Source organism: Streptomyces sp. NPDC002785 (assembly GCF_040295565.1).
Lineage (GTDB): Bacteria > Actinomycetota > Actinomycetes > Streptomycetales > Streptomycetaceae > Streptomyces.
On record NZ_JBEOVN010000035.1, the window covers coordinates 1 to 13,334 of the forward strand.

Here is a 13,334-nt window from a genome sequence, read left to right on the forward strand (position 1 = left end):
GCATCGGGTGATGCCGCCGGGCCCCTGCTGAAGGCGGTACGTCAGCCGTCGGCCGGGTCCGGGCCGTCAGCCGGCGCCTGCGCCGGGCGCAGCTTCAGCCAGACCAGGAAGAACAGCCCGAGGGCCAGCATGGCCAGGCCGGTCCACAGGTTGATGTGGACGCCCTGGGCCTTCTTCAGGTCCGATCGGACGGGTTGATCCCGGCGATGGTGACGATCACGCCGTAGACCACGAAGAGGCCGCCGATGATCCGCCGGATGTCGAAGAGACGGGCCGCGGTCGCGGACTTCTGCTCCAGTTCGGAGACTTCCTTGTGCAGGTCGGACATGGTGAGTTCCTCCGATCAGAACGAGTAGGGGACGTAGCACAGGGCGGCGAGGACGATCGCGCCCCAGCCCAGCAGGGCCGGCTTGCGGTACCAGGCGTTGTCGCCCTCGGCCGGTGCCTCCTCGGCGTCCGGGGACTCGGTTCCGTAGACCAGACCGGCCAGTTCGGCCTCGGGCTTCGGGGCCGTGAAGAATGTGACGGCGACCATGACCACCGCACCGGCGACGAAACCGACGATCGCGGAGACGAAGTTGGCGCCCTGGTCGGTGGGGATGTCGATGACGCCCTGCTTGTAGATCACGAAGTAGTTGACCATCGCGGCGGTGGTGCCCGCGACCAGGCCCCAGACACCGGACTTCATCGAGGCCCGCTTCCAGAACATGCCGATGATGAAGACCACGAACATCGGGACGTTGAAGAAGGAGAACAGCGTCTGGAGGTAGCTCATGATGTTGGAGAAGCTGGCGGCGATGAAGGCCGTGCCGATGGAGGCCAGCACCCCGATCGCCGTGATCAGCCGGCCGAAGCGCAGGTAGTACGCGTCCGACTGGTCCACGAGACACCGTACTGCGCGCCGGTCGCCGCCATGCCGAGGATCTCGGTGGCACCGAGGTTGGCCGCGACGAAGGCGAGCCCGGTCACCCAGGCGGGCAGTGACCGCTCTTGTGTTCAAAAAATGAACACTCTTCCTGGGGTTCTTTGTTTGATTGTGATCGCATCGCCGATAAATCCAGGCAGGAAGCGGGAGAGATCCTGCTCACATGTGCCCCGTTTGCGCCATTGACGGTCCTGTTGAGTTGTGATTCATTGTGTTTGGTTATGTTTGGAGGAATCTGGTGAAGAAGACGGTTACGACGCTCGCCGACGGCCGGGAGCTGCTCTACTACGACAGCCGCGACGACGTCGTGCGTGACGCCGTCGACCGACGGCCCCTCGATGCCGTCTCGACATCGTCCGAGATCCGCCGTGACCCGTTCCTCGGTGACAGCGTCGCCATCGCCTCGCACCGCCAGGGCCGCATCTACCACCCGCCGGCCGACGAGTGCCCGCTCTGCCCCTCGCGGGACGGCCGACTGAGCGAGATCCCCGACGCGGACTACGACGTCGCCGTCTTCGAGAACCGCTTCCCCTCGCTCGCCGGTGACTCCGGCCGCTGCGAGGTCGTCTGCTTCACCTCCGACCACGACGCGTCGTTCGCCGACCTCGGCGAGGACCAGGCCGCCCTGGTCCTGGAGGCCTGGACCGACCGCACCGCCGAACTCGCCGAGCTCGACCAGGTCGAGCAGGTGTTCTGCTTCGAGAACCGGGGCGCCGAGATAGGCGTCACGCTCGGCCATCCGCACGGGCAGATCTACGGCTACCCCTTCGTCACCCCGCGCACCGAGCTGATGCTGCGCTCGATGGAGGCCCACCGCGCCGAGACCGGCCGCAACCTCTTCGACGACGTGGTGGCCGGCGAGGAGAAGGACGGCTCGCGGATCGTCATCAGTGGTGAGCACTGGGTCGCCTTCGTGCCGTATGCGGCGCACTGGCCGTACGAGGTCCATCTCCACCCCCGCCGCCGCGTCCCCGACCTGCGCGGGCTCGACGAGGCGGCGCGCACGGAGTTCCCGCGGATCTATCTGGAACTCTTGAGGCGATTCGACCGGATCTTCGGCCCCGGCGAGCCGCCGACCCCGTACATCTCGGCTTGGCACCAGGCGCCGTTCCGTGCCTCCGGGCGGGAGGACTTCGGGCTCCATCTGGAGCTTTTCACCATCCGACGCACCTCGGGCAAGCTGAAGTTCCTCGCGGGTTCCGAATCCGGCATGAACGTGTTCATCAACGATGTGCCGCCGGAGGCCGCGGCCCAGCGACTGCGAGAGGTAGCGAGCGAGTGAGCAAGCCCCAGAAGAAGTACCTGGTCACCGGTGGCGCGGGTTATGTCGGCAGCGTGGTCGCCCAGCATCTGCTGGAGGCCGGTCACGCGGTCACCGTCCTCGACGACCTGTCGACCGGGTTCCTGGAGGGCGTCCCTGCCGGGGCCGAGTTCATCGAGGGCCGCATCCAGGACGCGGCCAAGTGGCTGGACGCCTCCTACGACGGGGTGCTGCACTTCGCCGCGTACTCGCAGGTCGGCGAGTCCGTCGTGGCCCCGGAGAAGTACTGGGTGAACAACGTCGGCGGCTCCGTGGCGCTGCTCGCCGCCATGCGGGACGCCGGGGTGCGGACGCTGGTCTTCTCCTCCACCGCCGCGACCTACGGCGAACCGGTCACCACCCCCATCACGGAGTCCGACGCGACCGCGCCCACCAACCCCTACGGCGCCACCAAGCTCGCTGTCGACCACATGATCACCGGCGAGGCGGCCGCGCACGGGCTGGCCGCCGTCTCGCTGCGCTACTTCAACGTGGCCGGGGCGTACGGCAGTTGCGGGGAGCGGCACAGCCCCGAGTCGCACCTCATCCCGCTGGTCCTCCAGGTCGCCCTCGGGCAGCGCGAGTCGATCTCCGTGTACGGCGACGACTACCCGACCCCCGACGGCACCTGCGTCCGCGACTACATCCATGTCGCCGATCTCGCCGAGGCCCACCTGCTGGCCCTGGACGCGGCCACCGAGGGCGAGCACCTGATCTGCAACCTCGGCAACGGCAACGGCTTCTCGGTGCGCGAGGTCATCGAGACCGTCCGTGAGGTCACCGGCCACCCGGTCCCCGAGACCGCGGCCCCGCGCCGGGCCGGTGACCCCGCCGTGCTGGTCGCCTCCGCCGCCACCGCCAGGGACCGGCTCGGCTGGACGCCGTCGCGCGCGGACCTGACCGGAATCGTCTCCGACGCCTGGACGTTCGCCCGCCGAGAGGAGCCCACCGCCCCATGACCGGGAACAGCGAGCCGACCGCCGCCTTCACCGAGCTGTACGGGAGTGCTCCCGAAGGAGTCTGGGCGGCGCCCGGCCGGGTGAATCTGATCGGCGAGTACACCGACTTCAACGACGGTTTCGTGATGCCTCTCGCGCTGCCGCACACCGCGCGGGCAGCCGTCGCCCGCCGCACCGACGGCGAGCTGCGGCTCCACTCGGCCGACGTACCGGGTGGTGTCGTCCGGCTCCGGGTCGACGAGCTGGCCCCGCATCAGGGGCACGGCTGGGCGGCGTATCCGGCCGGAGTCGTCTGGGCACTGCGCGAGGCCGGTCACCCCGTCACCGGGGCGGACATCCAGCTGACCTCCACCGTCCCCACCGGCGCCGGGCTCTCCTCCTCCGCGGCCCTCGAAGTCGTCACCGCGCTGGCTCTGAACGACCTCTTCGAACTGGGGCTCTCCGCCTCGGAGCTGGCGGTCATCGGCCAGCGTGCCGAGAACGCCTTCGTCGGCGTGCCGTGCGGGGTCATGGACCAGATGGCGTCCGCCTGCTGCACCGAGGGCCACGCCCTGTACCTCGACACCCGTGACCTGACCCAGCGCCAGGTCCCCTTCGACCTGGCCGCCCACGGGCTGCGGCTGCTGGTCGTCGACACCCAGGTCAAGCACGCGCTCGGCGACGGCGCGTATGCCGAGCGGCGGGCCGGCTGCGAGGCGGGGGCCGCCGTGCTCGGCCTGCGGACGCTGCGCGAGCTGTCGTACGAGGGGCTCGGCGCGGCCCTGGACACCCTGGCCGAGGCCGGTGTCGACGAGTCCGTGGTGCGTTACGTGCGCCATGTGGTCAGCGACAACGAGCGCGTGAAGCAGGTCATCGCGCTGCTCGACGCGGGCGATGTGCGGGCCGCGGGCCCGGTCCTGGACGCGGGGCATGCCTCGCTCCGCGACGATCTGCGGGTCTCCTGCCCCGAGTTGGACCTGGTGGTGTCGGCGGCGGGTGAGGCCGGGGCGCTCGGTGCCCGGATGACCGGCGGCGGCTTCGGCGGCTCGGCGATCGTGCTGGTGGACGAGGCGCAGGCGGACACGGTCGCCAAGTCCGTGCTGGAGGCGTTCGCTTCGGCGGGGTACGCGGCGCCGCGGATCTTCCCCGCCGTTCCCTCGGCGGGTGCCCGGCGTCTCAGCTGAGGTTCTTGATCAGGATGAACTCGGTCACTCCGGGCGGGTAGTTCTCGACCTGCCCGATCACCTCGTAGCCCCGCTTCCGGTAGAAGTCCGGAGCCTGGAAACCCCAGGTCTCCAGCCGGGAGCGGGTGCAGGCCCGGTCCGCCACGGCCACCCGTTCCGCCTCGGCGAGCAGCCGTGAGCCGAGGCCGCAGCCGCGGTGGCGGGCGTCGACCCAGAGCTGGTCCACATGGAGCCAGTGCCCCCAGGTGCGGCCGGTCAGACCACCGGCGACGGCGCCCAGCTCGTCCAGCACCCATACTTCCAGGGGAAGTTCCTGCCCGGCGGGATCGGTGCGCAGCGCGCGGAGCTCAGGGGAACCGGCTGTGTTCTCGTCGCGCAGTCGCCGGCTCAGCAGGGTACGCCGCCCTTTGTCCACTTCTGTCTCAAGACGGAACATGCACCACAGCCTACGGAGCAGAGCAGGTCAGTTCTGCGAATCGGCTTCCGTAGCGGCGCCCCGGCCGTACTCTGATGCACAGCACCGGTGGGGGCCGGTGCTGATTCAGGGGTACGAGACAGTCGGGTACGGCGCCCGGGGCGGGTTGCAGTCGAAACACGGCGGCGGCCGTGGGACTGCGGTCCATCTCCCCGATCCGGGCGGCCGTACCCGCGCCGTTCCGACCCTCGGCGGGCCGGGGGTGGCCCGGCAACAGACGCGGCATGGGGGTGCCTGTGGTTCGTATCCGGGTTCTCGTGGTGGATGACCACCGCATTTTCGCCGAGTCGCTCGCAACGGCACTCGCGGCCGAGCCGGACGTCGATGTGGCGGCGGCGGGCAGTGGCCCCGCCGCGCTGCGCTGTCTGGAGCGAGCGGCCGCCGAGGGGCGGGGCTACGACGTGATGCTGGTCGATGCCGAACTGGGCATCCTGGCCGCGGCGAGAGGCCGCCGGGCACCCGTCCCGGTCCCCCGCGGCGGTCAGGACGGCCCGGTGGACGGCATCTCGCTGGTCGCCGGGGTCCGTTCGGGTCGGCCTTCGGTGCGTACGGTGGTGCTCGCCGAGAAGGACGACCCGCTCCGGGCCGCGCTGGCGCTGCAGGCCGGGGCCTCGGGCTGGGTCGCCAAGGACTGCTCGCTGCAACGGCTGCTCACGGTCGTGCGGGGGGTGCTGCGCGACGAGACGCACCTGCCTCCGGCCCTGCTCACGGGCGTGCTGCGGGAGCTGACGGCAGCGCGCAAGCACCGCACCGAGAGCGAGGAGCTGGTCGAGTCGCTGACCCCGCGCGAGCGCGAGGTGCTGCGCTGCATGGTGGCGGGCCTGGGCCGCAAGGCGGTGGCGGAGCGGCTCTACCTCTCCCCGCACACGGTGCGCACGCATATGCAGAACGTGCTGGGGAAGCTCGGCGTGCACTCGACGCTGGCCGCGGTCGCACTGGCCCGACGGGCGGGTGTCGGACCGGTCGATCTGGAGCCGACCCGGGTCCTAGCCGGGGATGTTGTCGAACGGAGCGGTCAACTGGCGTAGCAGTCCGGCCAGTTCACCGCGCTGCTGGGTGGAGAGCTCGCCCAGGATGGCGCGCTCCTGGGCCAGCAGGCCGGCCAGCGACTGGTCGGCCTTGTCGCGCCCCTCGGCGGTGAGCCGGACCAGTACGCCGCGGCGGTCGCTGGGGTCGGGGAGCCGCTCGACGAGGTTCTTCTTGGTCAGCCGGTCGATGCGGTTGGTCATCGTGCCCGAGGTGACCAGGGTCTGGGTGAGCAGCTGACCGGGGGACAGCTGGTAAGGAGCGCCCGCGCGACGCAGCGACGTCAGTACGTCGAACTCCCACGGCTCCAGATTGTGCTCGAAGAAGGCGATCCGGCGGGCCCGGTCCAGGTGGCGGGCCAGGCGCGAGACGCGGCTGAGCACCTCGAGTGGTTCCACGTCGAGGTCGGGGCGCTCGCGGCGCCATGCAGCGACCAATCGGTCGACCTCGTCCTCCATGTGGATCAGTGTAGAGGGTCTGTCGACATGAAGTCTCTTGAATTCAAGTGTCTTGACATCAAGATACTCTCACGTGATCCTGGTCCCATGACCGCACCCACCTGGGATCCGCACCAGTACCTGCGCCACGCGGACCATCGCACCCGCCCCTTCCGCGATCTCCTGGCCCGCATCGCCGAGCCCCCGGCCGCCCCCGCACCCCGTGTCGCCGACCTCGGCTGCGGAGCGGGGAACGTCACCGTCCTCCTTGCCGACCGCTGGCCGAAGGCCCGGATCACCGGCTACGACAACTCCCCGCAGATGCTGGAGCAGGCCCGGGCGCACGCCGGCCCCCTCCTGGAATTCGCCGAGGCCGACGCCACGACCTGGACCCCCGCGGAGCCGTACGACCTGATCGTCTCCAACGCCCTGCTCCAGTGGGTCCCGGACCACGCCTCCCGCTTCCCGGTCTGGCTGGGCGCGATCACGCCCGGCGGTACGTTCGCCTTCCAGGTCCCCGGCAACTTCGACCAGCCCAGCCACGTCCTGATGCGGGAGCTCGCCGAGTCCCCGCGCTGGCGCGAGCGTCTGGCCGGCGAGCTGCGTCACGCCGACGCGGTACTCAGCCCCGCCGCCTACCTCGACGCGCTGACGGCCCCCGGCATCGTGGCGGACGTCTGGGAGACCACGTATCTGCATCTGCTGCACGGCGAGGACCCGGTGCTCGACTGGGTGAAGGGCACCGGCCTGCGCCCCGTCCTGAGCGCCCTGGCCGATGACCCCGAGGCCCGCGAAGCGTTCCTCGCCGAGTACCGCGATCTGCTCCGCGCCGCGTACCCGGCGGGCCCGCACGGCACGGTCTTCCCGTTCCGCCGCATCTTCGCCGTGGCCCGCAAGGAGAAGTGATGGCGCCGAGGTGAACTGGGACGACGACCTGCCGGGGCACCGGCGCTTCTTCAGCCACGACCCGGTGGGGAACCGGCTGGAGGTCCTGGAGCGGGTGGGCGGCTGAGCATCACAGCTCGTTCAGCGCGTCCAGAGTGATGTCGATGTCGACCGGAAACGGGACACCGGTCTTGAGCCGGTCGTGGTGGATCCCCGTCAGCGCGTACGCCTTGGTCACCGGGTCCAGCTCATAGACCCGCACCACCGGGTGCCGGTCGGTGCCGGCCATCTCGACCAGCCAGAAATTCGGGATACCGGCCGCGGCGTACTTCTGCGGCTTGGCGTTGCGGTCGCGGGCCTCGGAGTCGGGGGAGACGACCTCGACGGCGAGGAGGACGTCGGCGGCCTGGAAGCGGGTGAGGTCGGGCCCGGTGACGGCGTCGGCGCGGACGACGGAAATGTCGGGCTCGGGGCCGTTGCGCCGGTCGAGCACCACGGTCATCTCCCGGCGAATCTTCACCCCGGGCGACGCCGTGCTGCGCAGCCCGGCCATCAGCAGATCGATCACCGTGCTGTGGAAATCTCGCTGCGGACTCACGAAAACCAGGCTCCCGTCGATCAGCTCTGTGTGCGGCGGGAGATCGGGCAAGGTGAACAGGTCGTCCACCGTGTATCCGTCCTGGGGCGGCACCGGCCAGCGGCTGCTGTGCCCGGCGATCGGCTCGGCGGTCATGGTTCCTCCCATGGACGGGATTCTTGGCCTGCTCCCCCACGGTAGCGGCCGGAATCGAGCGGCGTCATCGCAAAGAGTGACGCCGGGCCGGTGTCGTGATGTGCTCAGCGCTGGGGTTGCAGTCCCAGGTCCAGTCAGTCACAGACTCGCCTCTGCCTCAGCTTCTTCTCGAATCAGACGGATCTTGGCAATGGCGTCCGTCGGGTCCTGTTCGCCCGCATCCACGATGTGTTCCAACTCGCGGAGTCGTGCGGCGCGCTCCGGGTGCCGCTCGATAGCGATGAACACCGCCCAGGAGTGGATGAACGCGCGTAGCGGGGCGAGGCTCTGGGTCTCCTGCGCGTTCGTCGTCGCTTCGAACAAGTGCTGGGTGAGTGCGGGCACCCTGCTCGGAGCGATGCGGGCGACGGTGGCCCGCAACGCGGCGGGGGTGAGTTCCGGCATAGGGATCAGAGGTCCGCACGGACCGCCGGGCTGCATGCTCACGGTGACCTCCGGTGCGGGTGGATCGGTCTTCGTACCGTACCGGCGGAGCCGTAGGCATGGTGCCTGCTGGCTGTTCACCGGATCGCGTCCGGTGATCCGGCTGCGTGCTGTCGCGCCTCGCTGCTGGTCCAGTGCGTCGCCCGCGTACGTCTCCAACCGTCGTTCTCCAGAATTCGATGTGTCTCATGAGACAGGTCGGCAGTTGGCTTCTGACAACGAGACCTGGCCCCCTGGCAGTGAGATTCGGTCCCACTTGACGATCTTTGGGGTGTCGCCGGGATAAGCGCCAAACCCGCCAGTGGTCTCGGCGGTCAGCCGGGCGGGCTGCGACGGGTGCGCAGCGCCAGTACTAGGCAAACCGTGGTCGCGGCGATGGCGAGTGAAGCGGGCAGACGTGCCCATGAAGTGCTCGCGACCGGCGCTTGGGCGGCGAGCAGCACCACTGCGGTCGCGGCGGCGGCCGCGAGTGCGGGTGTCGCCTGCGGGGGACCGGGCGGGGCGGTGACACCGGCTGTCCAGGCGTCGGTGACGAGCAGGTAGGCGAGCAGCAGGGCGGCGATGCAGGCGACTAGCCAGAGAGGGGGGCCGGTGGCCGCGGCGACCGCGATCGCCGTGGCCGGCAGCACGGTCGTCCTGCGGCGGGCCGCGACGGTCCGCCAGCGCATGGAGGTCGAGACGGGGCGGGCGTCGACCATCGGAGCGGCCCACCACGCGGCCGCCGCCGCCCCCAGGACCAGCATCCTGACCAGCAATGGTGCGTGCAGGGCGGCTGGCGGGTTGCAGGCGGCGACGGCAAGGGCCGTTCCGAGCAGTCGGTCGGTGATGCGGGAGGTGAGACGTGCGATGAGCAGGGCGGCTCGGCTGCCGGCGGGGCGGGGGCCGAGCCTGGCGATCCGGGCGGGGCTGGTGGTCATCGGGTCCCCCTGTGGATGCGGGTGCGGAGCAGCGGCGCGAGGGCGAGGTCGAGGGTCTCGCCGGGCTGGTGGATGACGACCGCGATGCCGCGTTCCATCAAGGCGAAGCGCATGGCGTCGCGGTCGGCCCGCCACAGCCGCAGCGCGAGTTCGGCTTCGGTGTCGCCGGGTTCCACGGCTGGGTCGCCGGTGGGGATCTCGACCACGATCATCGGGTTGGCCCGTCCGCGCACCTGGTGCAGGATGTCGAAAATCCGCTGGTCGGTCAGCGGCGTGATGACGTACACCAGCGCTCCTTCGGGCAACGCGGGCGGTGGGAGCAGGCTGAGTCCCTCCGTGCGGTACGCGCGGTCCTTGCGGACCTCCAGCACACTCTCGACGATGCGGTAGAAGTACCCCTGGCCGCTGCCCGGTTGCAGCCAGCGGGTCGCGCCACCAACCGATACGACGCCGACCCGGTCGTGGGTGCGCAGGTAGGCGCGGACCAGCCCGGCAGCGGCCCGAAAGGTCTCGTCGAGCGTGGACGCGCCGGTGACTGGGTTGACTACGTCGGCGAGCACATCCAGCAGCACCACGGTGTCGACGGTGCGCTCCGCGGCGAACTGGTGGACCTGCAGGGTGCCGCGGCGGGTGGTGGCCGGCCAGTGGATCCGCCGCTGTCGTTCGCCGCGCACATGCGGGTGCACGCCGGTGACCTCGACGCCCTCGCCGCGGTGCGCGGCGGTGTGCTCGCCGAGCCGTTGCGGCAGCCGGACCGGGATGGGCGTGAGACCGGCGTGTTCGGGCAGCGGGAAGACGGCGATCTCACCGAGTTCGGCTCGTACGGTGCGCCGGGCCAGCCCGCCGAGGTCGTAGACGTCGACGTCGACCGTGCCGAGCGTCCAGCGGCCCCAGCGCTGCACGGTCAGGACGAGATCGACTCGGTGCGGACCGACCGCGAGGTGGTCGAGCCGGACCCCGTGACCGAGGGTGACGCCGGGGTCCAGGCGGCCGGTCTCACCGTCGTAGGACACCGTGATCCGCACTGTCACCTGCTCGCCTTCGAAGCACCGCCGCGGCTCCACCTCGGCCTCGGCCGTCACCGCCTCCGGGCACGGCCCGCTCGGCAGGGCGAGGGCGAGCAGCACCAGGGGCGCGGCGGCGAGAGCAAGTACCCAGGGGCGCCCGGTGACCAGCGCGGCGGCCAGCGCGACGACGCCCAACGTGCCCAGCCGCAGGGCGCGTTCACCGGCGCGCCAGCCGGGCGGCGGCGGAGGTTGGGCGGTCACGTCGTGGCGGCCGTCCAGGGCCCGTTGAACGGCGGCGGCCGCTCTGCGGGCCAGCATGGGCTCTGTCATGACGCGATCGGCGTGCGCGGCAAGGTCTGCGGGGCGGGCACGGATTGCACGATCTCGCGCATCACGTCGTCGCCGTCGATCTGCCGGACCCACAGCTCTGGCTTGAGGGTGACCCGGTGCGCGAGAGCCGGCATCGCCACGGACTTGACGTCTTCCGGGGTCACATAGTCCCGCAGGTCCAGGACGGCACGGGCGCGGGCGAGCTGCACCAGGGCCAGGCCGCCGCGTGGAGAGGCGCCGACCTGGATATGAGGGTGGGCCCGGGTGGCGCGGACCAACGCGACGACGTACTCCAGCAGGTCGTCGTCTACCTCGACGCGTTCGACGGCGGCCCGCATGGCCAGCACCTCGCCCGGGCCGCTGAGCGTGCGCAGCACAGCCTCGGGCGCCGCCCGATCGACACGCGCGCGCAGCATGCCTGCCTCCTCGGACGCCGCCAGATAGCCCATGCGAACCCGCAGCAGGAACCGGTCGAGCTGGGCCTCGGGCAGGGTGTACGTGCCCTCGTACTCGATGGGGTTGGCGGTGGCGACGACCACGAAGGGCTTCGGCAGCGACCGGGTACTTCCATCGATGGACACCTGGGACTCGGCCATCGCCTCCAGCAGCGCGGCCTGGGTCTTGGGCGGGGTGCGGTTGATCTCGTCGGCGAGCAGCAGTTGGGTGAAGACCGGTCCGGGCCGGAAGACCATGTCGGCGGTCCGCTGGTCGTAGAACGGAGCTCCGGTGACGTCGGAGGGCAGCAGGTCGGGGGTGAACTGGATGCGGCGGAAGTCCAGGCCGAGAGTGGTGGCGAAGGAGCGTGCCAGCAGCGTCTTCCCGAGTCCCGGCAGGTCCTCGATGAGGACGTGGCCGCCGGCGAGGACGCCGAGCATCACCAGCGCCAGCGGTTCCGCCTTGCCGACCACGGCCGTGCGGATCTCGTCGAGCACGGCCGCAGCCCTTTCGCCCGCCTGTCGGGGAGTCAGGGTGTCGTGGTCCGGAATGGGTTGCGGGCTGGTCACGGTCGGTTCCTCACGGGGCAGGGGTCGGGGTGCGCGGGCTGCGGGGTCGGCCGCAGCGCCACCGGTCAAAGGGCTTCCAGGCGGTCGAGCAGGGAGCGCAGGACGGGCTCGGGGAGTGTGGGCTGCGGAGTGGTCGCCTCGGGATCGATCCACGGCCACAGCTCAGCTCCGACCAGTGCCCGGGCCCGCTGCGGGTTCCGGTACATCGCCACGCCGTGCCGTTCGGCCAGCCGGGCGGCGAACAGCCGCTGCAACTGGGGCCGCATGACGGTGTCGAGGTGCGCTGCGCCGTCGTCCGCGAAGGTGCTGGCAACGATGCGCTGCCATCCGTCGAGGGCCGGGGCCCGGCTGTCCAGCAGGCGCATCGGTTTGCGATAGCCGCTGTCTTGGGCGGCACCGCCCGCGGCATAGCACCCCAGGGCCAGCGCGACTGCGGTGATGAGGGCGAGGCCGGTGGCGGCCGCGGCGGCACCGTCGGCCAGGGCGAGCAGCACTTCACTCGCGACTGCGACGATGCCCAGTACGGCCAGCGAGTGCCGTAGCGAACCGGGCGTTTTGAGTACGGAGTTGACGATGGCCCGTATCCGGGCGGGCGCTTTCATGAGGTACCCGTCACGGCTTCGGGTTCAGGCGTCCGCGAGCGCAGGCCGTCGGCGATATCGGCGAGCGCGGCCGCGGCCCGGTCGCGGTGGCTGCCGTCCATCAGGTGTGTGGAGTAGCGGGCCTCGCGGAACAGCGCGGTGAGCGCGGCGGCGGCCGCCCCCGTGGGCAGGCCGCCGGCGACGGCCCGCTCCAGCAGATCCTGCGGGCTGTCCGAGGCGCGCCGGGTTACGCCGGAGTCGGCGAGCGACTCCTCCATGGCGGCATAGCAGGCGATGACGGCCGCGCGGGCGTCGGTTCCGTCCAGCAGGGCACGGCGCCCGGAGTCCACGGCCTGGGCCAGGCGTTCCCGCTCGTCGTCGAGCGTCGCGTACGTCGCCGGGGCCTCGGGCGCCGGCGGCCGGGTCAGATACCGCCACAGATGCAGCCCTGCGATCATGACGACCACGACAAGCAGGGCGATGCCGAGACCGAGCAGGATGCGCGTCAGCCCGAAGTGCATGCTGTGGCCAGCGTGCCCGGCATGCTGTGCGGGTGGCGGGGTGGGTACCGGGTCTTGCCGCGGGCTGGGAAGCGGTAACGACTCGTGGCCGCCCCCGTGGCTGCTGCCGGATGAACCGAACTGGTGCAGGACCATGACGAGCAGTGGGACGACCAGCGTCGCGGCCAGCAGGACGCGGCTCACGCCGTCAACCATCCGCTGTTCCACCGGGTTGAGTTCCCGGGCGGCGCCTACCTGCTCCTGGTACTTCTCGCGCAGCGCCAAGCCGCCAAGCAGTGACAGCAGGGCGAGGCCGACCACGAGGACGGGGTTGCCGCCGAGCGGCCCACGGCCCTTGGTTAACAGGCCCGTGTCGGGGTGCAGCAGCAGTGCTCCAAGGGCCACTCCGCCCACCACCAACACGGCCAACGCGGCCTGTGCGGCGCCGATCGTGCTGTGCCGCCGTCGCTGCAGCCGCACGCCACCCCCCTCCCTTGTGATCGGCCAGGCCATACGCGCCGTTCCCAGTCACCGGTCGCCGATCCCCGACTTGACGGAATCCTGACACGAGAGGCGCGCCGCTTCATTGCCGATTTACGGCAATCCTTA

At 70.8% G+C, this 13,334-nt stretch carries 15 protein-coding genes and 2 pseudogenes; 5 read left to right on the forward strand and 12 right to left on the reverse strand.

Going from position 1 to position 13,334, the window contains the following annotated elements; all coding sequences use genetic code 11:
• Positions 1-41: 41 nt before the first annotated feature.
• From ABTZ94_RS11800 to ABTZ94_RS37820, 3 genes and pseudogenes are all read right to left on the reverse strand, one after another.
• A pseudogene (locus ABTZ94_RS11800) lies at positions 42-328 on the reverse strand (hypothetical protein).
• 15 nt (positions 329-343) lie between these two features.
• Positions 344-880, reverse strand: a pseudogene (locus tag ABTZ94_RS11805) (sodium:solute symporter family transporter); the annotation flags it as partial.
• Positions 841-969 carry a hypothetical protein gene (locus ABTZ94_RS37820; protein ID WP_502967227.1) on the reverse strand — a complete coding sequence of 43 codons (129 nt, stop codon included), beginning with the start codon at positions 967-969 and terminating at the stop codon, positions 841-843. The gene ABTZ94_RS37820 and the pseudogene ABTZ94_RS11805, both read right to left, overlap by 40 nt.
• A gap of 194 nt (positions 970-1,163) precedes the next feature.
• On the opposite strand from ABTZ94_RS37820, the gene galT reads away from it, so the two are divergent.
• The 3 genes from galT to galK are packed head-to-tail and all read left to right on the forward strand — an operon-like array spanning position 1,164 to position 4,347.
• A complete protein-coding gene (gene galT / locus ABTZ94_RS11810; RefSeq protein WP_351200011.1) occupies positions 1,164-2,207 on the forward strand; it encodes a galactose-1-phosphate uridylyltransferase in 1,044 nt (347 codons plus the stop codon).
• A complete protein-coding gene (gene galE, locus ABTZ94_RS11815) occupies positions 2,204-3,184 on the forward strand; it encodes a UDP-glucose 4-epimerase GalE (protein WP_351200013.1) in 981 nt (326 codons plus the stop codon). Before galT ends, galE begins: the two co-directional genes overlap by 4 nt.
• Positions 3,181-4,347, forward strand: a complete 1,167-nt coding sequence (gene galK, locus ABTZ94_RS11820) for a galactokinase (RefSeq protein WP_351200015.1) — start codon at positions 3,181-3,183, stop codon at positions 4,345-4,347. Before galE ends, galK begins: the two co-directional genes overlap by 4 nt.
• On the opposite strand, the gene ABTZ94_RS11825 is transcribed toward galK, so the two are convergent.
• Positions 4,340-4,783, reverse strand: coding sequence for a GNAT family N-acetyltransferase (locus ABTZ94_RS11825; RefSeq protein ID WP_351200017.1), 444 nt, complete (start codon positions 4,781-4,783; stop codon positions 4,340-4,342). The two genes, galK and ABTZ94_RS11825, sit on opposite strands and share 8 nt — an antisense overlap.
• Before the next feature lie 263 nt (positions 4,784-5,046).
• On the opposite strand from ABTZ94_RS11825, the gene ABTZ94_RS11830 reads away from it, so the two are divergent.
• Positions 5,047-5,850 (forward strand): LuxR C-terminal-related transcriptional regulator, encoded by an 804-nt coding sequence (locus tag ABTZ94_RS11830; protein ID WP_351200019.1) that lies wholly within the window; start codon positions 5,047-5,049, stop codon positions 5,848-5,850.
• On the opposite strand, the gene ABTZ94_RS11835 is transcribed toward ABTZ94_RS11830, so the two are convergent.
• Positions 5,809-6,306, reverse strand: coding sequence for a MarR family winged helix-turn-helix transcriptional regulator (locus ABTZ94_RS11835; RefSeq protein WP_351200020.1), 498 nt, complete (start codon positions 6,304-6,306; stop codon positions 5,809-5,811). The genes ABTZ94_RS11830 and ABTZ94_RS11835 overlap by 42 nt on opposite strands.
• An 87-nt stretch (positions 6,307-6,393) precedes the next feature.
• On the opposite strand from ABTZ94_RS11835, the gene ABTZ94_RS11840 reads away from it, so the two are divergent.
• On the forward strand, positions 6,394-7,191 hold the full coding sequence (locus ABTZ94_RS11840) for a trans-aconitate 2-methyltransferase (protein WP_351200022.1): 798 nt from the start codon (positions 6,394-6,396) through the stop codon (positions 7,189-7,191).
• Between the two features lie 109 nt (positions 7,192-7,300).
• Here ABTZ94_RS11840 and ABTZ94_RS11845 read toward each other — a convergent pair whose 3' ends face one another.
• From ABTZ94_RS11845 to ABTZ94_RS11875, 7 genes are all read right to left on the reverse strand, one after another.
• Positions 7,301-7,903: a Uma2 family endonuclease gene (locus ABTZ94_RS11845; protein WP_351200086.1), complete on the reverse strand. Its 603-nt coding sequence runs from the start codon at positions 7,901-7,903 to the stop codon at positions 7,301-7,303.
• Positions 7,904-8,041: 138 nt separating this feature from the next.
• Positions 8,042-8,545 carry a DUF6247 family protein gene (locus ABTZ94_RS11850; protein ID WP_502967228.1) on the reverse strand — a complete coding sequence of 168 codons (504 nt, stop codon included), beginning with the start codon at positions 8,543-8,545 and terminating at the stop codon, positions 8,042-8,044.
• Between the two features lie 155 nt (positions 8,546-8,700).
• Positions 8,701-9,303, reverse strand: a complete 603-nt coding sequence (locus tag ABTZ94_RS11855) for a hypothetical protein (RefSeq protein WP_351200024.1) — start codon at positions 9,301-9,303, stop codon at positions 8,701-8,703.
• Positions 9,300-10,640, reverse strand: coding sequence for a DUF58 domain-containing protein (locus ABTZ94_RS11860; RefSeq protein WP_351200026.1), 1,341 nt, complete (start codon positions 10,638-10,640; stop codon positions 9,300-9,302). Before ABTZ94_RS11860 ends, ABTZ94_RS11855 begins: the two co-directional genes overlap by 4 nt.
• Positions 10,637-11,644, reverse strand: a complete 1,008-nt coding sequence (locus ABTZ94_RS11865) for an AAA family ATPase (protein ID WP_351200028.1) — start codon at positions 11,642-11,644, stop codon at positions 10,637-10,639. Before ABTZ94_RS11865 ends, ABTZ94_RS11860 begins: the two co-directional genes overlap by 4 nt.
• A 65-nt stretch (positions 11,645-11,709) precedes the next feature.
• Positions 11,710-12,246, reverse strand: a complete 537-nt coding sequence (locus ABTZ94_RS11870; RefSeq protein ID WP_351200030.1) for a hypothetical protein — start codon at positions 12,244-12,246, stop codon at positions 11,710-11,712.
• Positions 12,243-13,205 (reverse strand): DUF4129 domain-containing protein, encoded by a 963-nt coding sequence (locus ABTZ94_RS11875; RefSeq protein WP_351200032.1) that lies wholly within the window; start codon positions 13,203-13,205, stop codon positions 12,243-12,245. Before ABTZ94_RS11875 ends, ABTZ94_RS11870 begins: the two co-directional genes overlap by 4 nt.
• Positions 13,206-13,334 lie beyond the last annotated feature (129 nt).

Coding starts and splice junctions, on each gene's coding strand:
- ABTZ94_RS11835 (WP_351200020.1), bottom strand. CDS start 6,306: ATGGAGGACGAGGTCGACCGATTGGTCGCTGCATGGCGCCGCGAGCGC.
- ABTZ94_RS11825 (WP_351200017.1), bottom strand. CDS start 4,783: ATGTTCCGTCTTGAGACAGAAGTGGACAAAGGGCGGCGTACCCTGCTG.
- ABTZ94_RS11830 (WP_351200019.1), top strand. CDS start 5,047: ATGGGGGTGCCTGTGGTTCGTATCCGGGTTCTCGTGGTGGATGACCAC.
- ABTZ94_RS11870 (WP_351200030.1), bottom strand. CDS start 12,246: ATGAAAGCGCCCGCCCGGATACGGGCCATCGTCAACTCCGTACTCAAA.
- ABTZ94_RS11860 (WP_351200026.1), bottom strand. CDS start 10,640: ATGACAGAGCCCATGCTGGCCCGCAGAGCGGCCGCCGCCGTTCAACGG.
- ABTZ94_RS11840 (WP_351200022.1), top strand. CDS start 6,394: ATGACCGCACCCACCTGGGATCCGCACCAGTACCTGCGCCACGCGGAC.
- ABTZ94_RS11845 (WP_351200086.1), bottom strand. CDS start 7,903: ATGACCGCCGAGCCGATCGCCGGGCACAGCAGCCGCTGGCCGGTGCCG.
- ABTZ94_RS11855 (WP_351200024.1), bottom strand. CDS start 9,303: ATGACCACCAGCCCCGCCCGGATCGCCAGGCTCGGCCCCCGCCCCGCC.
- galK (WP_351200015.1), top strand. CDS start 3,181: ATGACCGGGAACAGCGAGCCGACCGCCGCCTTCACCGAGCTGTACGGG.